The organism is Microbacterium sp. NPDC078814 (assembly GCF_040702645.1).
Taxonomy (GTDB): domain Bacteria; phylum Actinomycetota; class Actinomycetes; order Actinomycetales; family Microbacteriaceae; genus Microbacterium.
The window spans coordinates 128122-149020 of the sequence record NZ_JBFBLT010000007.1 but is presented as its reverse complement, the minus strand read 5'-3'; the positions used below and the strand labels follow the sequence as shown (position 1 = coordinate 149020).

The 20899-nt window shown below is 69.3% G+C and carries 20 protein-coding genes and 1 tRNA gene; 9 read left to right on the top strand and 12 right to left on the bottom strand.

Annotated features, from left to right (window positions below; all coding sequences use genetic code 11):
• Positions 1-33: 33 nt before the first annotated feature.
• Positions 34-231, bottom strand: coding sequence for a DNA-binding protein (locus AB0300_RS14890; protein ID WP_366216300.1), 198 nt, complete (start codon positions 229-231; stop codon positions 34-36).
• A 221-nt stretch (positions 232-452) separates the two neighbouring features.
• On the opposite strand from AB0300_RS14890, the gene AB0300_RS14885 reads away from it, so the two are divergent.
• Complete coding sequence (locus tag AB0300_RS14885; RefSeq protein ID WP_366216299.1) at positions 453-1190, top strand: helix-turn-helix transcriptional regulator; 738 nt, start codon at positions 453-455, stop codon at positions 1188-1190.
• Positions 1177-2289 carry a tyrosine-type recombinase/integrase gene (locus AB0300_RS14880; protein WP_366216298.1) on the top strand — a complete coding sequence of 371 codons (1113 nt, stop codon included), beginning with the start codon at positions 1177-1179 and terminating at the stop codon, positions 2287-2289. The genes AB0300_RS14885 and AB0300_RS14880 overlap by 14 nt, the downstream gene beginning before the upstream one ends.
• Before the next feature lie 62 nt (positions 2290-2351).
• On the opposite strand, the gene AB0300_RS14875 is transcribed toward AB0300_RS14880, so the two are convergent.
• Together AB0300_RS14875 and AB0300_RS14870 are read right to left on the bottom strand one after the other, a co-directional pair.
• A tRNA-Ser gene (locus AB0300_RS14875) sits at positions 2352-2442 on the bottom strand.
• 45 nt (positions 2443-2487) lie between these two features.
• Positions 2488-3534 carry a hypothetical protein gene (locus tag AB0300_RS14870; protein WP_366216297.1) on the bottom strand — a complete coding sequence of 349 codons (1047 nt, stop codon included), beginning with the start codon at positions 3532-3534 and terminating at the stop codon, positions 2488-2490.
• 176 nt (positions 3535-3710) lie between these two features.
• Here AB0300_RS14870 and AB0300_RS14865 point away from each other — a divergent pair, with 176 nt between their 5' ends.
• Complete coding sequence (locus tag AB0300_RS14865) at positions 3711-4493, top strand: hypothetical protein (RefSeq protein ID WP_366216296.1); 783 nt, start codon at positions 3711-3713, stop codon at positions 4491-4493.
• 3 nt (positions 4494-4496) lie between these two features.
• Here AB0300_RS14865 and cydC read toward each other — a convergent pair whose 3' ends face one another.
• Genes cydC through AB0300_RS14840 form a run of 5 tightly spaced genes read right to left on the bottom strand, consistent with a single transcriptional unit; the run spans position 4497 to position 10935 of the window.
• Positions 4497-6164, bottom strand: coding sequence for a thiol reductant ABC exporter subunit CydC (gene cydC / locus AB0300_RS14860; protein WP_366216295.1), 1668 nt, complete (start codon positions 6162-6164; stop codon positions 4497-4499).
• Complete coding sequence (gene cydD / locus AB0300_RS14855; protein WP_366216294.1) at positions 6161-7819, bottom strand: thiol reductant ABC exporter subunit CydD; 1659 nt, start codon at positions 7817-7819, stop codon at positions 6161-6163. The genes cydC and cydD overlap by 4 nt, the downstream gene beginning before the upstream one ends.
• Positions 7816-8844 (bottom strand): cytochrome d ubiquinol oxidase subunit II, encoded by a 1029-nt coding sequence (gene cydB / locus AB0300_RS14850; protein WP_366216293.1) that lies wholly within the window; start codon positions 8842-8844, stop codon positions 7816-7818. The genes cydD and cydB overlap by 4 nt, the downstream gene beginning before the upstream one ends.
• Positions 8845-8858: 14 nt before the next feature.
• On the bottom strand, positions 8859-10274 hold the full coding sequence (locus tag AB0300_RS14845; RefSeq protein ID WP_025105485.1) for a cytochrome ubiquinol oxidase subunit I: 1416 nt from the start codon (positions 10272-10274) through the stop codon (positions 8859-8861).
• Positions 10261-10935: an ArsR family transcriptional regulator gene (locus AB0300_RS14840; protein ID WP_025105484.1), complete on the bottom strand. Its 675-nt coding sequence runs from the start codon at positions 10933-10935 to the stop codon at positions 10261-10263. The genes AB0300_RS14845 and AB0300_RS14840 overlap by 14 nt, the downstream gene beginning before the upstream one ends.
• A gap of 100 nt (positions 10936-11035) precedes the next feature.
• Here AB0300_RS14840 and radA point away from each other — a divergent pair, with 100 nt between their 5' ends.
• Positions 11036-12403, top strand: coding sequence for a DNA repair protein RadA (radA, locus tag AB0300_RS14835; protein ID WP_085605982.1), 1368 nt, complete (start codon positions 11036-11038; stop codon positions 12401-12403).
• Between the two features lie 18 nt (positions 12404-12421).
• Here radA and AB0300_RS14830 read toward each other — a convergent pair whose 3' ends face one another.
• The 4 genes from AB0300_RS14830 to AB0300_RS14815 all read right to left on the bottom strand — a co-directional run bounded on the left by AB0300_RS14830 (position 12422) and on the right by AB0300_RS14815 (position 16930).
• On the bottom strand, positions 12422-12841 hold the full coding sequence (locus tag AB0300_RS14830; RefSeq protein WP_025105482.1) for a hypothetical protein: 420 nt from the start codon (positions 12839-12841) through the stop codon (positions 12422-12424).
• 240 nt (positions 12842-13081) lie between these two features.
• The gene (locus AB0300_RS14825; protein WP_126894385.1) at positions 13082-13726 is read right to left on the bottom strand and encodes a hypothetical protein; all 645 of its coding nucleotides are present in this window, start codon (positions 13724-13726) and stop codon (positions 13082-13084) included.
• A gap of 61 nt (positions 13727-13787) precedes the next feature.
• Positions 13788-14288 carry an amino-acid N-acetyltransferase gene (locus tag AB0300_RS14820; protein ID WP_025105480.1) on the bottom strand — a complete coding sequence of 167 codons (501 nt, stop codon included), beginning with the start codon at positions 14286-14288 and terminating at the stop codon, positions 13788-13790.
• A 110-nt stretch (positions 14289-14398) separates the two neighbouring features.
• On the bottom strand, positions 14399-16930 hold the full coding sequence (locus tag AB0300_RS14815; RefSeq protein WP_025105479.1) for an ATP-dependent Clp protease ATP-binding subunit: 2532 nt from the start codon (positions 16928-16930) through the stop codon (positions 14399-14401).
• A gap of 174 nt (positions 16931-17104) precedes the next feature.
• Between AB0300_RS14815 and AB0300_RS14810 the strand changes: the two genes are divergently transcribed.
• From AB0300_RS14810 to AB0300_RS14790, 5 genes are all read left to right on the top strand, one after another.
• Positions 17105-17713: a hypothetical protein gene (locus AB0300_RS14810; RefSeq protein ID WP_366216292.1), complete on the top strand. Its 609-nt coding sequence runs from the start codon at positions 17105-17107 to the stop codon at positions 17711-17713.
• Entirely contained in the window at positions 17713-18465 is a 753-nt protein-coding gene (locus AB0300_RS14805) for a hypothetical protein (protein WP_126894384.1), read from the top strand. Before AB0300_RS14810 ends, AB0300_RS14805 begins: the two co-directional genes overlap by 1 nt.
• Positions 18462-18698, top strand: coding sequence for a helix-turn-helix domain-containing protein (locus AB0300_RS14800; RefSeq protein ID WP_366216290.1), 237 nt, complete (start codon positions 18462-18464; stop codon positions 18696-18698). The genes AB0300_RS14805 and AB0300_RS14800 overlap by 4 nt, the downstream gene beginning before the upstream one ends.
• Positions 18699-18860: 162 nt before the next feature.
• Positions 18861-19202: a hypothetical protein gene (locus tag AB0300_RS14795; protein ID WP_366216289.1), complete on the top strand. Its 342-nt coding sequence runs from the start codon at positions 18861-18863 to the stop codon at positions 19200-19202.
• 142 nt (positions 19203-19344) lie between these two features.
• Positions 19345-20766, top strand: coding sequence for a dicarboxylate/amino acid:cation symporter (locus tag AB0300_RS14790; RefSeq protein WP_174235396.1), 1422 nt, complete (start codon positions 19345-19347; stop codon positions 20764-20766).
• Positions 20767-20899: the final 133 nt, after the last annotated feature.

Sequence of the window (20899 nt, the reverse complement as noted above, 5' to 3'; positions counted from 1 at the left end):
CGGTTGCCGCCGGTCTGGGCCTTCTTTTTCTTGTTAGGCGGGCACACGCGTATCGGTGCGCGTGTACTGGTTGGCGTCGAGATAGGCCTTGCAGTCCGCGACGCGATAGCGGACGTACTTCCCCACCTTGATGAACCGCGGACCGCGACCCAGGTAGCGATCATTGGCGAGCATCTTGGTCGACGTCTTGAACCACTCCGCGACCTCTTCCGGTGTAAGCAGCTCATCCATTGCTTCTCCTCTCGTGTAGCTGCCGCGATCACATCGTTGGGATCGCTACTCACTGTCCTCGTAGGCGGTTACGGCCTGTCCCCGGTTCCCTGATGGGCCTTGTCGGGCTGTTACTCCAGCAAGCTGTCAAACTGACAATCGCGCGAGCGCTCGTCTGTTATATCTACAGCGTACCCCCTGATTCCCCCAAATGGCAACTGGTACCACCTAGGATTGTGAAAATGACGAAGCCAAACCCCATCGGCGACCGAATCGCCCTCTTCAGACGGAAGGCCGGGTTCGACAAGGCGGCCGATCTGGCGGATGCGATCCCGAACGAGCGCATCACTACATCGGTCATCCAGAACATCGAGAGCGGACGAAAGGCGGACATCTCGGTCACACAGTTGCTTGAGATCGCGTTCGCCCTGGAGATCTCGCCGCTGTTTCTGCTGGCACCCATGAACGACCGGATGGCGCGCGTGGACCTTCCCAACGTGAGCGAACCCATCTCATCGATGAGGGCAGACGACTTCGACCGATGGATCTCGATCCTGTCGGGCGCGTCACTCCCGACGCTTCGCACGGGCAAGGATTGGGCGTGGACCGCGAGCGTGTCAGCGCGGCTGCTCCGCGATCTCGTCGAGGCGATGCACGAGTGGGACGAACTCGGTGATCGCCCCAGTGGTGACGACGCGATAACGCTGACCAACGGTGGCGTCGTAATTTTCGACGAGACGGAACACTACGAGCGCCAACTGGAGACGATTCTCGCTCGAGTCAGTGGCCTCCTTAGCCGACTTGGAAGACTCCCCGCGGTAGACCTCAGTTGGCTTCCGGACGCGCTAACGAGTGAAGTTCGCCAGTACGAAACTGCCCTAGCCGCAGAGTTTGATCGGACTCTGGCCGATGAGCGACGTGTCAAGAACCTACAAGACGCGGAGACGCTGCAACCGGACTCGCGCGATGGCGACGATTGAGCCGTACACGGCAGGCGGGAAGACGCTCTATCGCGTCCGCTACCGGACGCCCGACCGAAAGCAGACATCGAAGCGTGGCTTCACGACGAAGCGTGATGCACGCGAGTTTCTGCACAGCATCGAGTCGTCGAAGAGTCAGGGGACGTTTGTTGACCCGGCCGACAGCAAGGCGACGATCGGCGCTCTAGGGGCCGATTGGCTCGCTGGCCAGTCACACCTCAAGCCGTCGTCTCTGAGGCCCGTCGAGAGCGCCTGGCGGCTGTACGTGGAGCCCCAGTGGGGCAAGCGCAGCGTCGGCGCCATCCGGCACAGCGACGTGCAGGCATGGGTGACCACGCTGACGGCTGAGCTGTCGGCGACATCCGTGCTGAGGATCTACGGCGTACTCGCCGGCATCCTCGATGTGGCGGTGAAGGATCGGCGCCTGTCGTCCAACCCGGCTCGAGGTGTGAACCTCCCGCGAAAGGTCGCTCAGAGGAAAACCTACCTGACGCATGAGCAGGTCGCCCACCTGTCGACGGCAGCCGGGACGAACGGCCTGCTGGTCGAGGTGCTGGCCTACACGGGGCTGCGGTGGGGCGAGGTGACGGGGCTGCGTGTTCGCGACGTTGATCTGCGGCAACATCGCCTGAACGTGCATGAGAACGCCGTCATGGTCGGTTCCGTCGTTCACGTAGGTACGCCCAAGACTCACGCGTCTCGGTCGGTCCCCTATCCAGCGTTCCTCGCTGACCAAATCGCGCTCCTTGTCGCGTCACGACGAGGAGCCGACTCGATCCTGTTCGGAGACGGTCACGATCACATGCGCCTACCCAACTCTCGGGATGGGTGGTTCGCGGCGTCGGTGAAGCGAGCTCAGGCCAAGGATCCGACGTTCCCGAAGGTCTCCCCGCACTCATTGAGACACACGGCGGCGTCACTGGCCATCTCGGCCGGCGCGAACGTGAAAGCCGTGCAGAGGATGCTTGGACACGCCTCCGCAGCGATGACGCTGGACGTCTACAGCGACCTGTTTGACGACGATCTGAACGCTGTTGCCGACGCTCTCGATCAGGCTCGGTCCAAGGTGAATGTGTCCACTGAGGTGTCCACGGACTAGCGCCGGAAACAGAAAAAGCCCCGCGATCCCAGTGTTTCCAACGGGATGCGGGGCTTCTATTCTGGCGGTGACGGTGGGATTTGAACCCACGGTAGGGGGTTACCCTACACAACTTTTCGAGAGTTGCACCTTCGGCCGCTCGGACACGTCACCGCGGATCAGTTTACGACACCGGGGCCGAGCGCGCGAATCGGCGGGTCACCAGGCGGCGGCGACCTCGGCGTGGGCGCGGAGGATGCCCTCCGTGGAGCCGGCGGGGGCGCGCCCGATGCCGCACTCCGTGGCGACGCCGAACTCCGGCGCGAACGGGACGGCGGCGGCGATCCGGCGACGCGCACCCTCCGCGCCGTCCTCCCGGTGCACGAGGCCGAGGTAGAGCTCCTCGACCGGGGTGAGCGCGGTGAGCGGGGCGAAGTAGGCCTCGTCATCGTGGCCGATCGGCACGGGAAGGTGCAGCCACGTGAGCGGCCGGTGGGCCGCGGCGATGACGGCGTTGGCGTAGCCGACGAGGGAGGCGGCGTCGGTCGGCTCGAAGAAGTGCTTCTCCCCCGCGTCGCCGTAGCAGAGGTGCACGCCCACCTCGACGTCGTCCGGGACGGCGTCGACGAGGGCGGCCAGACGCGAGACGAGGCCGTCGAACGGGTCGCCGGGCCACCACGCCTCCATGACGGCGCCGTAGCCGGAGGCACCCTCGAGGATCCCCATCTCGCTCGCGACGTCCCACTGCACCGCGAGGTCCTGGTGGGGGATCACGGTGAGGATCTCGTCGAGCTCGCGGAGCATCGCGGCGGTGTACACGGGCTCGATCGCGGCCCGGTCGTCGCCGTGGAAGAACGAGGAGATGACGGCGAGCGGGGTGGGCAGCGACACCTGGAACCGGGTGCCCGCCGCGACCACTCCCTCCTCCCGCAGCCGGGTGAAGAGCCCGTACGACTCGATCGCCGCGGAGGCGTACCCCAGCGGAGGCAGCGCGATGGTCGCCGGGTCCACGCCCTCGGCGATCCGGAGGCCCCGGGCGTCGATTCCGGCGGGGAACGGGATGGGCTCGTCGCCGATCCGCTCGATGCCGTCCGCCTGGCCGATGACGTCGGGCTGGAACATGATCCAGTGGAACCGTTTGCCCACCTCGCCGTCCGGGATGCGACGCAACCGGTCGCCGAGCAGCTCCGCCGCGGTGCGCATCGTCGTCTCGGCGTCGTCGAAGTTCACACTGCCCACGAGAAGGGCACCCTGGGGCTGCGTCATGGCCTCAGGATATCCCTCGCCGACCCACCCCCTTCCGGCCGAGCCACCCCTCTGCGTGCGGCCGAAAGGGGGTGGGACACACGCAAGGGGGTGGGTCGGCGAGGGGAGGTCGGGATTAGGATTGCCTAAGAACCCGCCGCCTCCGGGGGCAGAACGACGGGAAGGATGCAAGCAGCATGGGATTCATCACGTCTGCGGCGCTCGCCGAGACCGGATACGTGGTCCTCGACGACGAGACCACCCCGGTGGACCCGTCCGAGTGGCAGGACCTCGAGTACGTCGGCTGGCGCTCCTCCGGCATCACCCGCTTCGCACCCCTGACGAGCTACGCGGGCGAGATCGACTGCAACGGCTTCTGGAACCACACGCCGCCGCGCACCGACAAGGACGGCGTCTGGATTCCCTCGCAGGTCGCGATCGCCTCGACCCTGCAGCGCCGTGCCCTGGCCCCCGGCGCCGGCGTCGGCCGCTGCCGGGTCATCGAGCTCCAGCCGAACGACTACGCCGACGCGATCTACAACCTGCACCAGGACGACAACAACCGCCTCAACGAGCCGGGCACGGGCTGGGTGGTCCGCGGGTATTACAACCTCACCGACGACACCGACTCGATGCTCATCCTCCGCTCCGACCGGTTCGACCCGGCCACCGAGGTCCGGCTGCCGCTGCGCGCCGGCTCCCGGATCATCGTCGACACGCAGCGCTTCTGGCATGCCGTGTGGCATCGCGGGACAGGCCCCCGGTACGCGCTCATCACCTCCTGGACCAGCGGCCCCGAGCTCGATGCGTACATCGCCGCGCACCACGGCGACCCGCATCCGCCGACGGTCGACCTCGACCCGCGTGTGGTGGACGAGGCCCAGGTCGAGATGCACCGCCGGATCGAGGAGCGCCGTCGCGCGTTCGAGGCGCAGGGCATCGTGATGGAGCCGCCCGCCGACATGAACCTCGTCGGCTGAGGCTCAGACCGTCCGGCCGCCCTCGATCCGCACGGCCCGGTCGACCGTCCCCGCGGGCGGCGCCACGTGCGAGATGAGCAGCACCGACTGCTCCCCCGTCGCCTGCAGCAGGTCGCGCAGGAGAGCGTCTGAGGCCTCGGGGTCGACGCCCGCCGTCGGCTCGTCCAGCACGAGCACCGGGAAGCCGCGGAGCAGCGCGCGAGCCAGAGCGATCCGCTGCGCCTGACCGCCGGACACCAGCGCACCGCGGTCGCCCACCCGCGCATCGAGCCCTCCGCGCTCGCGCACCCACGCCGCGAGTCCCACACGGTCGAGCACGGCGAGGAGTTCTTCGTCGGTGGCCGTGTCCCTGGCGAAGAGGAGGTTCTGCCGCACGTCCTCGTCGAAGAGCTGCGGCTGCTGCTCGCATAGGCCGACGACGCGGCGCAGCGACGGTCCGGACAGCGCCGCCGCGTCGAGATCGCCGATCCGGTACTCGCCGTCCACGCGGAGGAAGCCCACGAGCGCGGCCGCCAGCGAGCTCTTGCCCGCCCCGCTCGCCCCGGAGACGAGCACCCGCTCGCCGGGCGCGAGGTCGAGGTCCACCCCGGTCAGCGCCGCCGCTCCTCCGGGCCAGTGCGCCGTGGCTCCCCGCAGCGTGAGCGCGGGGACGCCGTCGACCGCGACGTCCTCCCCCGCGTCGGTCCGCAGCTCCGGCGGCATCTGTTCGGGCAGCACGTCCACGATGCGCTCCGCACTCGAGCGGACGCTCCGCCACGAGGCTGCCGCGATGGGCACGGCGCCGAACACCTCGAACACGACCATCGGCACGAGCACGGCGACCGCGAGCCACGGAGCGTCGATGGCTCCGGTGGCGAGACCCGGGGCCGCCACCGCCAGCGCCCACACCGAGGCGGCGCCGGCCATCAGCGAGACGACGCCGGCGGCGACGGCCTGCGCCAGCGACGCCCGGCCGACGACCCGACGCAGGGCGGCATCCGCGACGCGGATCCGCTCTCGGGCTTGTGACTCCGCGCCGAACGCGAGCAGCACGTCGAGGCTGCCGAAGTAGTCAACGAGGGCGGCGGACACCTCAGCCCGACGCGCCGACACCGCGGCCTCCGCACGGGAGCCGAAGATCCAGCCCAGCCCGACGGCGGCGAGCGCGGCGACGAGGAGGCAGACGGCGAGGGTCAGCGCGGCGGGCGGCGACACGAAGGCGAGGAAGCCGACGGCCCCCAGGGCGACGACGCCCGAGGCGGCGAGCGGCTGCACGACCCGGAGCGGGAGGTTCTGCAGGTTCTCGACGTCGTCGACGAGGGCCGCGAGCACCTGGCCCCGGTCCGTCGCGCCGAGCCCCGCCGGCGAGAGCGGGATGAGGCGGCGCACCATGTCGGACCGGGTCGTGGCGAGCTGTCGGAGGGCGGCGTCGTGACCGCTCAGCCGCTCGAGGTACCGCGTGACGGCCCTGGTCACGGCGAAGAACCGCACCCCGACGACCGCGATGGACAGCGGCACGAGGGAGTCGACGATCGACGCGCTCACGATCAGCCAGCCGCTCACCGCGAGGAGGCTCACGGCGGCGGCCGCCGACAGCACGCCCCAGATCAGCCCGGGGAGGAAGCGGCGGAACGGCGGCTGCGCGAGCCGGAGCACCTCCCGGACCCGGTCGCTGCGGGTCGTCTCGTTCATGCGCTCACCCCCAGCGCCACGATCCGGTCGGCGATGTCCCTGGCCGAGCGGCGGTGCGAGACGAGCAGGACGGTGGCGCCGGCATCCGCTCGCGCGCGCAGCGACCGCCACAGCCGCTCCTCGGTGTCGGCGTCGAGGGCGCTGGAGGGCTCATCGAGCGCGAGCATCCGCTCCGGCATTCCGTCGTGGCGGTACAGCGCCCTGGCCACCGCGACGCGCTGCGCCTGTCCTCCCGACAGCCCTGCGCCCTGCACACCCAGCACACGGTCGGCCTCGATTCCCTCGGCGCACGCGGCGTCAAGCGCCCGGCGAACACGGGCGAGGTCGGGACCGGCATCCCCGAGGGCGACGTTCTCCGCGACCGTGCCGCGCATCAGCCCCGGCGTCTGCCCGGCCCAGGCGAGCCAGTCGGACGGTGCGAGCTCGGCGATGTCCCGTCCGCCCCAGGTCGCCGTGCCCGTGGACTCCACCGCCCCGCGGAGGGCGGCGAGCAGACTCGACTTCCCGGAGCCGCTCGGCCCCTCGATCAGGGTCACCGACCCCGGCTCCGCGACGAAGGACACCGGCGGGAGGTCCCGCACGCGGAGTCCCTCCACCACGAGTTCCCGCCCCGCCGGCACGACGTCGACCCGGCTGCCGGACGAGTCCACGGGGTTCGGTCGTGCGTCCGTGCCGAGGTCGTGCGGGCGCATGCCGCCCCGGTCCCGGTCGCGCGCCGCGTCCAGCACGTCGAACACGTCTTCCGTGGCCGCGACGCCCTCGGCCGCCGCGTGGAACTGCACGCCTACCTGACGGATGGGGAGGAAGGCCTCCGGGGCGAGCAGCAGCACGAAGAGACCGACCTCCAGGCTCAGGTCGCCCGACAGCAGCCGGAACCCGACCGCGACCGCGATGAGCGCGACCGCGAGCGACGACAGCAGCTCCATCGCGAACCCCGACAGGAAAGAGAACCGCAGCACCTTCATGGTCTCGCGGCGGTACTCGTCGGCGGTCGCCTCGATGCGGTCGGCCGCCCGACGGTCCCGGCCGAACAGCCGCAGCGTCGACAGCCCCTGCACCGTGTCGGCGAAGCGGGCGGCGAGGTGCTGCAGCGTCTGCCACTGCTTCTTCTGCACCGTGCGGGTCGCGATGCCGATGAGGATGAGGAAGAGCGGGATGAGCGGCAGGGTGATGACGGCGGTGAGCCCGCTCGGCCAGTCCTGCCACCACATGACCGCGACGAGCACCGGCGTCGCGATGACGGTGAGCACGAGCTGCGGGATGTACCGCGCGAAGTACGCGTCGAGGGCTTCCAGGCCGTGACCGGCGGTGACGGCGATCTGCGTCTGATTCCGCTGCGCGAGCCACCCGGGGCCGAGGCGTCCGACGGCCGCCACGAGCGCGGCCCGCAGCTGCATCCCGGTGCGGGCGGCGGCCTGCGTGCCCGCGGCGTCGGAGGCGGCGATGAGCAGACCCCGAAGGAGAGCGGCCCCGAGCAGCCAGACCAGGGTCACGGTGACATCGCGCCCCGCGATCGCCCCGACGACCGCCTCGGTGAGGAGCCACGCGAAGGCGATCGTCACCGCGGTCTGGAAGACGCCGATCGCGGCCGACGCCAGGAGGAACCCCCGGGCGGCGGCCGCGTATCGGAGCAGCCTCGGATCGACGGGTTTCACGCGTGCGCCGGAGCCCCCTCGATCGACCGGCGGGTGACGCGCTTGCGGAACACCCAGTAGGTCCAGGTCTGGTACGCGATGACCAGCGGGAGGGCGATCAGCGCGGTCCAGCTCATGATCTGCAGCGTATACGGAGTGCTGGACGCGTTGGCGATCGTGAGACTGTACGCCGGATCGATGGTCGACGGCATGACGAACGGGAACAGGGCGGAGAACAGCATGACGACGGCGAACATGACCGTGAGCATGCCGGAGAAGAACGCCCACCCCTCGCGATGGACCAGCGAGAAGCCGACCGCCGCGATCAGGCTGACCGCCGCGAGCGCACCGGCTCCGATGACGAGCCAGAGCAGCGGAGCCTCGCGGCCCATCGCGATCGCGACCGTCCAGATCACCGTCGCGGCCGCGACGAGGATCGTCGGGATGGCGGCCTTCTTCGCGAGCTTCTGCGCGTCCTCGTGCACCTGGCCGTCCGTCTTCAGCGCGACGAACAGCACGCCGTGCAGGAAGAAGAGCAGCAGGGTCGTCACGCCGACCAGCAGCGCGTACGGGTTGAGCAGCGAGAAGAAGCCGCCGACGTAGATGTGGTTCTCATCGATCGCCACCCCCTGCACGATGTTGCCGAAGGCGACGCCCCAGAGCAGCGCCGGGACGACCGAGCCGATCACGATCATCCGGTCGAAGCCCTGCTTCCACTTCCGGCTCTCCCGCTGATGGCGGTACTCGAACGAGACGCCGCGGAGGATGAGCGCGAGCAGGATGAGCAGCAGCGGCAGGTAGAACCCGCTGAACAGCGTGGCGTACCACTCGGGGAACGAGGCGAAGAGCGAGGCCCCGGCCACGATGACCCACGTCTCGTTGAGGTCCCACACGGGACCGATCGTGTTGATGACCTGTCGGCGCGACACGTCGTTCTTGCCGAGGAACGGCAGCGACATGCCGACACCGAAGTCGAACCCGTCGAGGACGAAGTAGCCGACGAACAGGAAGGCGACCACCCAGAACCAGATCGTTGCGAGATCCATGATGCTCGTTCCTCTCAGTACACGACCGACGGCAGCTGAGCCGTCTCCTCATGGGGCTGTTCGTCGGTGTCCGGCCCCTTCTGGGCGGCCTTGACGATCAGCCGGACCTCGACCACGGCCAGCGCGGCGTAGATCGCGGTGAAGGCGATCAGCGAGATCAGGACCTCGAGTCCGCTCACGCCGGGCGAGACGCCGTCGCGGGTGGACATCAGACCGAACACGATCCAGGGCTGTCGACCCATCTCGGTGAACACCCAGCCCATGATGTTGGCGGCGAGCGCGAGCGGGAACGACCAGATCGCGACCTTCCACATCCACGGCGCGACCGGCTTGGTGGCCTTCTTGCGGGTGACCCAGAGGCCGGCGACGGCGACGAGGGCGGCGGCCATGCCGAGGCCGATCATCCAGCGGAACGACCAGTAGGTGATCCACAGAACAGGGGCGAAGTCGGTGAGACCGGTGCTCGCATAGGTCTGGGCGTACTCGGCGTTCAGGTCGTTGATGCCGTGCACACAGGCGTCGAGCGTGTGGGTCGACAGCAGCGACAGCAGGTACGGCACCCGGATCGAGAACAGCTCCGAGCTGCCGTCCGGCGTGCCCAGCGTGAAGATGCTGAAGGAGGCATCGGCGCCGCAGACGGTGTTGAACGTCGCCTCGGCGGCGGCCATCTTCATCGGCTGCGCGGCGTACATCGCCAGACCGAGCTGGTCGCCGGTGAGCACGACGCCCGCGGTGGAGAAGATCATCGCCCAGAGGCCGAACTTCAGCGAGACGCGCATGGTGTCGAAGTGCTGCCCGCGGGCCAGGTGCCAAGCGGACACCGAGATGACGACACCCGCGGCGAACATGAGCGCGCCGAAGATGGTGTGCGGGAACGCGGCGAGGGCGACGGGGTTCGTCAGCAGCGCCCAGAAGTCGGTGAGCTCGGCGCGGTTGGTCACCTCGTTGTACGTGTAGCCGACCGGGTTCTGCATGAACGCATTGGCGGCGATGATGAAGTACGCCGACAGGATGCTGCCGATCGAGACGCACCAGATGGTGGCCAGGTGGATCTTCTGCGGGAGCTTGTCCCAGCCGAAGATCCAGAGGCCGATGAAGGTCGCCTCGAAGAAGAACGCCAGCAGGCCCTCGAAGGCGAGCGGGGCGCCGAAGACGTCGCCGACGAAGCGGGAGTAGTCCGACCAGTTCATACCGAACTGGAACTCCTGCACGATGCCGGTGACGACCCCCATCGCGAAGTTGATGAGGAAGATCTTGCCGAAGAAGCGGGTGAGGTGCAGGTACTGCACCTTGCCGGTACGTACCCACGCCGTCTGGAAGATGGCGGCGACGAGCGCCATGCCGATCGTCAGCGGGACGAAGAGGTAGTGGTAGACGGTCGTCAGGCCGAACTGCCATCGGGCCAGGGCGAGCGGATCAAGCCATTCCATGAGCGACTCCCGTTCTGTTCGACGCCTGCGCGGCGGTGTCGCGCAGCTGCACGGTGCATTCGGAGGGCAGCGCGGCCTCGCGCACGCACTCGGCTTCGAGCGGACCCCCCGCTTCTGCAAGGATGCCCTGCATCAGCCCGAGATGCACCTGGCACAGCATCGGGCGGTCCTCCGGCCGGCCGGCCGCGTGCGGGCACGGACTCAGATCGACGGTCAGACCGCGGTCGTCCACGACCGGCTCGAAGCCGCTCTCCTCCAGGTGCTCGACGAGCGCGTCGAGCTGGTAGGTGGCGTCCTTCCCGAGGGCGGTCCCGGTGCCGGGGAGGACGCTCCGGAGCAGGTCGCCGCGACGGGCGGCGGCCTTGGCCTTGTTCCGTGCGACCGGGCTGGAGGCGTCCGGGGCCCCGGTGGCCGCGCGGTACAGCGTGCGCGGGCGCCCCCGGGTGGTGCGGTGCTCCACGGTCGGGATGACGTAGCCGCCCTCGATGAGCCGCTGCAGGTGCTCGCGCACCGTGTTCGGGTGCAGGCCGGTGGCCTCGCACAGGTCGCCGATCGCGAGTTCTCCGGAGGCACCGGAGTGCCCGGCCTCGAAGAGGAGGTGCAGGATGCGCACCCGGGAGTAGCTGGAGATCGGCCCGCAGACGGACCCGCCGTTGGACATGTCTCAATTATCGGCCGGGGCCGGCGGCCGGCGGGGGAACCGGGCCGTGAATAATCGCCTGGTCGATAGGGATGTCTGATCCCGCCGATAGCCTGGGGGCATGGCCACCCGGAAACCCGCTCCCCCCGCGTACGTCTGCACCGAGTGCGGGTGGACGACGGCCAAGTGGGTCGGTCGCTGCGGGGAGTGCCAGCAGTGGGGCACGGTCCAGGAGCAGGCCGCGCAGACCGGCATCCTCCGCCGTGTGAACGCGCTCGCGCCGACCGCCGATCGCGCGGCGCGCCCGATCACGCAGATCACCACGCAGGACGCGCCGCGCCGCACGAGTGGGGTCGGCGAGTTCGACCGGGTGCTCGGCGGCGGCATCGTGCCGGGAGCCGCGATCCTCCTCAGCGGCGAGCCCGGCGTCGGCAAGTCCACCCTGCTGCTCGAGGTCGCCGCGCAGGCCGCGCGGAGCGGGCGACGGGTGCTCTACGCCAGCGCCGAGGAGTCGCCGGCCCAGGTGCGCCTGCGAGCGGAGCGGACGGGCGCCCTGCACGACGAGCTCTACCTCGCGAGCGAGACCGACCTCGCCACGATCCTCGGCCACATCGACGAGGTGCAGCCGCAGCTCGTCATCGTCGACTCCGTGCAGACCGTGTCGTCGTCGCTCACCGACGGCGCGGCCGGTCAGCCCAGCCAGGTGCGGGAGGTCGCCGCGACCCTGATCCGGGTGGCGAAGGAGCGCGATCTGCCGATCATCATCGTCGGCCATGTGACCAAGGACGGCCAGGTGGCGGGGCCCCGGGTGCTGGAGCACCTCGTCGACGTCGTGTGCCACTTCGAGGGCGACCGGCAGACCTCGCTGCGCTTCATCCGTGCCCTCAAGAACCGCTTCGGTCCCACCGACGAGGTCGGCTGCTTCGAGATGACCGGAGACGGCATCGCCGAGGTGCCCGACCCCTCCGGCCTGTTCCTGTCGCAGGGCGCCTCCGAGCCGGGGACCTGCGTGGCCATCTCCCTCGAGGGCCGTCGCGCCCTCCCCGTCGAGGTGCAGGCGCTCACCGTGCCGAGCAACGCGCCGAACCCCCGGCGCATCGTGCACGGCCTCGACTCCTCGCGGGTGGCCATGGTGCTGGCGATCCTCGAGCGCCGGGCGGGCGTGCCCACCGGCAGCCTCGACGTCTACGTGTCCACGGTCGGCGGGGTGCGCTTCACGGAGCCCGCCGCCGATCTCGCCATCGCGATCGCCGTCGCCGGGTCCATCCAGATGATCTCGGTGCCGCGCACGGTCGCTGCCGTCGGCGAGCTCAGCCTCGCGGGCGAGGTGCGGCCGGTGACGCAGGCGGCGCAGCGGCGCTCCGAGGCCGCCCGGCTCGGCTACGAGCAGGTGGTGGACGACCGCTCGAAGACCCTGCGCGCGGCGCTGGGCGACGTGAGGGCGCGGAACAGCGCCCGTCGCCCCGACCGCGACATCCCGCCGTTCTGAGTCGGAGGGGCGCCCGGGTCAGGCGTCGAGCGCCTTGAGCAGCTCCACCGGGTCGGCCTGCATCGGGTGAGGCCCGGCGATGTCGAGGAACACGGTCGTGATCGGGTGGGCGGAGAGGAACGCGCGCAGCCAGGCGGCGTCGTAGATGCCGACCCCGGGCGGCAGGTTGGCGGGCTTGTTCTTCGCGTCGCTGAAGAGCAGCAGGGCGAGGTCACCCGAGTTCGGGTCCCGATAGGTCCACACCTCGCCGCTGTCGAGCGGATTGTCGCGCGCTCCCGGCTTGATGAGCGGGACGACGGTGGTGCCGTGCCGCAGCGCGAGGGCCACCGCGGCGACGTCCTGCTTCTCGAGGGCGAGCGCCAGAGCCTCGGACCGGAAGTCCTCGGGCGCCGGCTTCTTCTTCGCGCTCTTCCCGGACTTCGCCTTCTTCGCTGCCATGCCTCCAGCTTAGGCATCGGGGCGGCGCGGCGGCGCCGGGGAAAGATTGGGCCCTCTCGAGTCCTCCATTGGGGACTGGGGTACTCGAGAGGGCCCTCGGACTCTCGAGCGGCGGTGTCGAAGCGCTGGGGACGCTGTAATTCGACGCCACTGGGGATGGCATGTTGCCGCATAGCGGGAGAGTCACCTCTATGGTATCCCAAAGACCGGGCCCTGTCAGCACAAGTGCCCGTCGCGCGCTCAGAACAGGAGGATCTGGGTGGTCGTGGCGCTGGGGAACCCGCCGATCGAGACGCCCACGTGATACGAGGCGCCACCGCCGGGAGCACGCTGACGGTTCTCCTGTGCGCAGGTCTCGACACTGGACCGGGTGCGGTCCCAGACGACCGGCTCCTTGCTCACCACGGTGGACCCGGCGGTGAGCGTGGCGATCATGCTGCTGGGGTTCTCCTGGCAGTCCGTCGAGCGCCACCACTCGTCCGAGCCGCTGGAGATCGTGAACACCTGGGTCGTGGAACCCACGTCGATCGTGCAGTCCTTCGTGCCCTTGTTGGTCAGGGAGATGGAGAGCTTCGGCAGAGCGCCGTCGGGATAGGACTCCGCATCCGTGACGGCCGTGACCTCGATGTCCTTCGCCTCGCAGGGGACGACGGCCGGAGTGGCATCCGCCGACGGCGAGGGGGCGGGCGAGGCCGATCCGGACGGTGTGGGCCCCGAGGAGGCGGAGGAGGTCGGTGCGGGTGCCGGCTCCTGCGCCCCCGTGGACGCCCACGGCCGGGCGATGAGGAGCCAGACGGACGCGCCGACGATCGCGAGGACGAGGATCAGCCCGAGCAGTACCGCCAGACGCCGACGACGGTACACGGCGGCGGAGTGACGGGGCATGCCTCCAGGTTAAGCGATCCCCGTCCGCGAGCCTGGGAGGCGCGAGGCGGTGGTCCGGGGCTCAGAGCACCTTGAGCATGCGCGTGTTGCCGAGCGTGTTCGGCTTCACATGCGCGAGGTCGAGGAACTCCTCGACGCCGGCGTCGCCGCTGCGCAGGAGCTGCGAGTACACGTCCGGATCGACGACCTGCTCCCCGATCGGGGTGAAGCCGCGACGCCCGAAGAAGTCGACCTCGAACGTGAGGCAGAACAGGCGGGTGAGCCCGAGCGACCGCGCGTTCTCCTCGAGCCGCTCGACGATCGCCCGACCGACGCCGTGGTGGAGCCAGTCGTCGCGGACGAGCAGGGTGCGCACCTCGCCGAGGTCTTCCCAGATCACGTGCAGAGCCCCGCAGCCGATCAGCTCCCCGTCCGCCTCGGCGACGACGAACTCCTGCACGGCGCCGTAGAGCACGGCGAGATCCTTGCCGAGCAGGATGCGCTGCTCCACCATCGGCTGGAGCAGGTTCCGGATGCTGACGATGTCGGCGCTGCGGGCCGGCCGGACGATGTACGCGCTCACCCGACCAGCCTAGGACCCGCTCCTCCCGACGACTCCCAGACGCGGCGGAGTGGGGACGACGAAGGGGCGGACGCTGTCGCATCCGCCCCTTCGGGTGACCGTGTCGAGGATCAGTCGTTGCCGGTGATCGCCAGGTCGGGCGTGCCGGAGATCGCGCCGCCGCCGGTGTTGACGCCGACCGCGACCTTCTCCCCGCGCGGGCCGTGCTCGAACAGGAACTCCCCGTCCTTCGCATCGACCTTCACGTGGTCGCCCGAGTCGAGCTCGCCGTGCAGGATCTTCTCCGACAGACGGTCCTCGATCTCGTGCTGCATCGCGCGACGCAGCGGACGGGCACCCAGGGCCGGGTCGAAGCCGATCTCGATCAGACGCTCCTTGGCGGACTGCGACAGCTCGATCGTCATGTCGCGGTCGAGCAGACGCTCGCCGAGGCGCTTCGTGAACAGGTCCACGATCTGCACCAGCTCGTCCTTGCTCAGCTGCGGGAAGACGATGATGTCGTCGACGCGGTTGAGGAACTCGGGCTTGAAGTGCCGCTTGAGCTCCTCGTTGACCTTGCCCTTCATCCGCTCGTAGCTCGTGGCGTTGTTGCCCTCGATCTGGAAGCCGACGGGGCCGCCGGCGATGTCGCGCGCACCGAGGTTCGTGGTCATGATGATGACCGTGTTCTTGAAGTCCACGATCCGACCCTGACCGTCGGTGAGGCGACCCTCTTCCAGGATCTGCAGCAGCGAGTTGAAGATGTCCGGGTGCGCCTTCTCGATCTCGTCGAAGAGGACCACGCTGAACGGCTTGCGCCGCACCTTCTCGGTGAGCTGGCCACCCTCTTCGAAGCCGACGAACCCGGGAGGGGCACCGAACAGCCGCGAGACGGTGTGCTTCTCGCCGAACTCGCTCATGTCGAGCGAGATGAGCGCGGCCTCGTCGTCGAAGAGGAACTCCGCGAGCGCCTTGGCGAGCTCGGTCTTTCCGACGCCCGTGGGGCCGGCGAAGATGAACGAGCCCGAGGGACGCTTCGGGTCCTTGAGGCCGGCACGCTGACGACGGATGGTCTTGGAGAGCGCCGCGATGGCCTCCTCCTGACCGATGACGCGCTGGTGCAGCGCCTTCTCCATGAAGACGAGTCGGCTGGACTCCTCCTCCGTCAGCTTGAACACGGGGATGCCGGTCGCCTGAGCGAGCACCTCGGCGATCAGGCCCTCGTCGACGACAGCCTGGGTCGCGACGTCACCCGCACGCCACTGCTTCTCGAGACGCAGCCGCTCGGCGAGGAGGCTCTTCTCCTCATCGCGCAGGGAGGCGGCCTTCTCGAAGTCCTGCTCCTCGGAGGCGATCTCCTTCTGCTCGCGCACGGCGGCGATCTTCTCGTCGAACTCGCGCAGCTCGGGCGGGCTGGACAGGATCGACAGACGCAGACGTGCGCCCGCCTCGTCGATCAAGTCGATGGCCTTGTCCGGGAGGAAGCGGTCGGAGACGTAGCGGTCGGCGAGGTTCGCCGCGGCCACGATCGCGCCGTCGGTGATCTGCACCTTGTGGTGCGCCTCGTAGCGGTCGCGCAGCCCCTTGAGGATGTTGATCGCGTGCGGCAGCGTCGGCTCGTTCACCTGCACCGGCTGGAAGCGGCGCTCGAGCGCGGCGTCCTTCTCGAAGTGCTTGCGGTACTCGTCGAGCGTGGTGGCACCGATGGTCTGGAGCTCACCGCGGGCGAGCAGCGGCTTGAGGATGCTGGCCGCGTCGATCGCGCCCTCGGCGGCACCCGCACCCACGAGGGTGTGGATCTCGTCGATGAAGACGATGATGTCGCCGCGCGTGCGGATCTCCTTGGTGACCTTCTTCAGACGCTCCTCGAAGTCGCCGCGGTAGCGGGAACCGGCGATGAGCGAGCCGAGGTCGAGCGAGTAGAGCTGCTTGTCCTTCAGCGTCTCGGGCACATCGCCCTTGACGATCGCCTGGGCGAGACCCTCGACGACGGCGGTCTTGCCGACGCCGGGCTCGCCGATCAGGACGGGGTTGTTCTTGGAACGGCGGGAGAGGATCTGCATGACCCGCTCCGCCTCCTTCTCGCGCCCGATCACCGGGTCGAGCTTGTTGTCGCGCGCGGCCTGCGTGAGGTTGCGACCGAACTGGTCGAGCACCTGCGAGCCGCCCTGCGCACCCGACGGGGTGTCGTTGGACTGCGCGCCGACGGACGCGGGCTCACGGCCCGGAGCGCCGGAGAGCAGCTGGATGACCTGCTGCCGCACCTTGTTGAGGTCGGCGCCCAGCTTGACGAGCACCTGAGCGGCCACGCCCTCACCCTCGCGGATGAGCCCGAGGAGGATGTGCTCGGTGCCGATGTAGTTGTGACCGAGCTGCAGGGCCTCGCGGAGGCTCAGCTCGAGCACCTTCTTGGCGCGCGGCGTGAACGGGATGTGCCCGGTCGGCTGCTGCTGACCCTGGCCGATGATGTCCTGCACCTGCTCGCGCACGGCGTCGAGGGAGATGCCGAGCGACTCCAGCGCCTTGGCTGCGACGCCCTCGCCCTCGTGGATGAGGCCGAGCAGGATGTGCTCGGTGCCGATGTAGTTGTGGTTGAGCATCTTCGCCTCTTCTTGGGCGAGGACGACCACTCGACGGGCTCGGTCCGTGAATCTCTCGAACATGTTGACTCCTTATTCGCACGGGGCGAAGACGCATGAAGCGCTTGTACATCGAGAGTAACGACCAGAAATGGCGGGTATGCCCGTGTTCGCCGTGGGCATAGCGAGGCCTTGACGGGTTTATCGACAGTCGTTATGTTAACGAAAGTCGATAAACACCGGGTGGGAGGAGCCGACGTGCGGAACAAGGAACGAGTGCTGTCGACGGGGGACCGCGTGGCGCTGGCGCTGTTCATCCTGGCGGGAGCTTTCATCGCGATCACCTCCGTCAGCATGGCCACAGTGCGGATCGTGGAGCTCACGTCAGGAGCGACGATCCCCGTCAGCGTGGAGTTCATCGATGCACCCGCGATCGCGACCGCAGGCGACGAGAGCCTCCCCGTCCTCATCGATACCGGGGTGGTCACGGTGACCGATCTCCCCGCGACCGGAGTCGTGCCCGGCGTGCTCGGCCAGATCGCGTTCGCGGTCACCGCGGCCGGACTCGTCGCCGCTCTGATCACCCTGAGCCTGCGCATCCTGCGCGGGACCGTCTTCGATCGCACGAACACCAGACTGGTGATGGGGGCGGCCATCCTGGCCCTCGTGGGGGCGGCCGCCGCCCGCTTCTTCGACAACATGCTCGCCGGCGCCGCCATGGCCCATGTGACCGAGGGGTCCTTCGACACCGCGGTGCTCACCGTCGAGCCGTTCCCCTATCTCCTCGGGGCCTTCGCCGCCGCCATCGTGGGAACGGTCTTCGTCGTCGGGGACCGCCTGCAGCGCGACACGGAAGGGCTGGTCTGATGATCTCGTTCGGCTCCGAGGCCGTCTGGCCGTCTCTGCTCAACATCGGGATCGCGCTCGCGGTCTGTGCGGCCGTCGTCGCCCTCGTCGTCTGGAACAGCCGCCGCCGTGGCAGCCGCACGGTCGCCCTCGACGCGGCGCTCACGCTGTCCGGATGGTGGATCACGCTCTCCGCACTGGGCGCGGTGGTCATCGTCGTCAAAGCGTTCGCCGTGGACTGGGCGGAGCTGCACGGTGCGACGACGATCTTCCTCGACTGGCCCTCGAGCCTCCCGTGCTCGGAGTACGGCGACAGCACGACGACGATGCTCAGCTGCGGCGGCACGGAGCTCTCGGACTTCACGGTGGGCCACGCGTCGCTCGGGCTGCGCCTCCTCGCCGCGGCCGCACAGCTCAGCAGCCTCGCCCTCACGACGATCCCCGCGGTGGTCCTCGCACTCATCTGCTTCCATACCCTCCGCGGCCGCGCGTTCTCCCGCACCGTGACCCGCGCCCTCGTCGGGGGTGCGATCGCGTTCGGGGTGCTGGGCGTGCTCTCCGATCTCCTGAGCGGAATCGCCGCCACCACCGGACTGCGCGAGGCCCTGCCGGCGGACAGCACCTGGTATCCGCAGACCTACTGGCTCACCGTCACCCCGCTGCCGTTCGCCGCGGCGCTCGGCCTCCTCGCCCTCGCCGCGGTGTTCCGTCAGGGCATGCGCGTGGAGCAGGAACGGGCCGCCCTGGAACGCGAGACGGAGGGCCTGGTGTGAGCCCGGCGGAGAGCGACGACGAGTCCACGGGCATCCACTGCCGTCTCGATGAGCTGCTGACGGCCCGCGGGATGACGCTGACGGAGCTGAGCGCCGCCGTCGACGTCAGCATCGTGAACCTGTCCGTGCTGAAGAACGACCGCGCCCGCGCGATCCGCTACTCCACGCTGCGGGCCATCTGCGAGGCGCTCGACTGCGAGGTCGGCGACCTCCTCGTCCTCGCCGACCGCTGACTTCTGCCGGCCCACCCCCTTCCGCGCGCCCCGGTCCCTTACGGACGCACGCAGAGGGCCGGGACGCACGAAGAGGGGTGGGTCGGCGGGAGGGCGAGCACGATCGCACAGCGCTCCGCAAGCCCCTTCTATGAGTCGGCTGTGAGTGGATAGCGTCGTCGCATGATCAGCACCCGCATCCCCTCGCGTCGCGGCCTCCGCCTCCTGGCGATCGTCCCGGCCGCTGCCCTGGCCTTCTCCCTCGCCGCCTGCGCGGGAGAGAGCCGCCCCTCGGTCGACGAGGTCGCCGACGGCATCCAGAAGGTCTTCGAGGGCACCCCGCAGGAGGAGGCCATGACCGACGACGCCGCCACCTGCCTGGCCGAAGCCCTGGTCGACTCCGACCTCAGCGACGAGACGCTCGGCTACATCGCCGACGGCGAGGACAAGCAGCGGGACGAAGCCGACAAGGCCCTCACGACCCAGATCATCCAGGACAACGTCCAGGACTGCGTCACGCCCTGAGGGCGGCACGCAGCGAAGGGTGACGGCCTGGGAGGGCGGCCGTCATCCTTCGTCATATCCGCCCAGGGAATTCTCAGGCTCTCCTAGCGTTGAGCCTCATGGCGTGCACCCGGCGCGCCGCGATTCTGGAGTCCCCACCTCAATGAGCACCACCGCACGCGCCCAGAAGGCGCCAGACACCCGCGGGCCGGTCCGGAAGCTGCTGACCTCGTTCGGCTTCCAGATCATCGCCGCCCTCGTCCTCGGCATCGCCGCCGGTCTGATCGGCCGTCAGCTCGGCGCCACGGCCGAGAACCCGACCGCCCTGTCGGCGACCCTCGACACGATCGGCAGCTCGTACGTCACGCTGCTCCGCGCGGCTGTCGTCCCGTTGATCTTCACCGCGATCGTCGCGAGCATCTCGAACCTCCGCCGCGTGCAGAACGCCGCCCGCCTCGCCGGGCAGACGATCCTCTGGTTCGCGATCACCGCCTTCATCGCGGTCATCATCGGCATCGTCCTCGGCCTCGTGATCCAGCCGGGCAGCCGCGCCGGCGAGGGCCTGGAGCCGGGCGAGCCGTACACGGTCGGCACCTGGTGGAACTTCCTCCTCGGCCTCATCCCGCAGAACTTCCTCGGCCTGACCGTCAGCACCTCCCCCGGAGCCACCGAGGGCGCGTTCACCTCGAGCGTCGGCTTCAACATCCTCCAGGTGATCGTGGTCGCGGCCGTCGTCGGCATCGCGGCGCTCAAGGCCGGCAAGAAGGCGGAGCCGTTCCTCGTCTTCACCGAGTCCCTGCTCAAGGTCATCCAGCGCGTGCTGTGGTGGATCATCCGCATCGCCCCGCTCGGCACATTCGGCCTCATCGGCTCCGCCGTCATCAAGTACGGCTGGGAGAAGCTGGCGTCGCTCGGCTGGTTCGCGGCCGCGGTCTACATCGGCCTCGCGCTCGTGCTGTTCGTCGTGTACCCCATCCTGGTGCGCACGCACGGCCTCTCCATCAAGCAGTACTTCTCGGGTGTGTGGCCGGCGGTGCAGCTCGCCTTCGTGAGCCGCTCCTCCATCGGCACGCTCCCGCTCACGGAGCGCGTGACCGAGCGCAACCTCGGTGTGCCCCGCTCCTACGCCTCGTTCGCCGTGCCGCTGGGCGCGACGACGAAGATGGACGGCTGCGCCGCGATCTACCCGGCCATCGCCGCGATCTTCGTCGCGCAGTTCTTCGGCATCGAGCTGAACTTCGTGCAGTACCTGCTGATCGTGATCGTCTCGGTCGTCGGTTCCGCCGCCACCGCCGGCACCACGGGCGCGGTCGTCATGCTCACGCTGACGCTGTCCACCCTGGGTCTGCCGCTCGAGGGCGTCGGCCTGCTGCTCGCGATCGACCCGATCCTCGACATGGGCCGCACGGCGGTTAACGTCGCCGGTCAGGCGCTCGTCCCCGCGATCGTCGCGAAGCGTGAGGGCATCCTCGACGAGGAGCTCTACAACGCCCCGCGCGAGGGCCTGCCCTTCGCCGACGACTCCGGCGACGACGCTCCCGAGGCCGACGCCGCCTCCACCCCGGAGCCCGCCGGCGCCCGCTGACCCGGTCTCTCGACGAGCGCCCCACCTTCCTCTCGAAGGTGGGGCGCTCTTTTCACCCACTTCCCCTGTCGACCCACCCCTTTGCGTGCGCCCCGGCCCTTTACGCACGGGCGGAAAGGGGTGGGTCGACCGG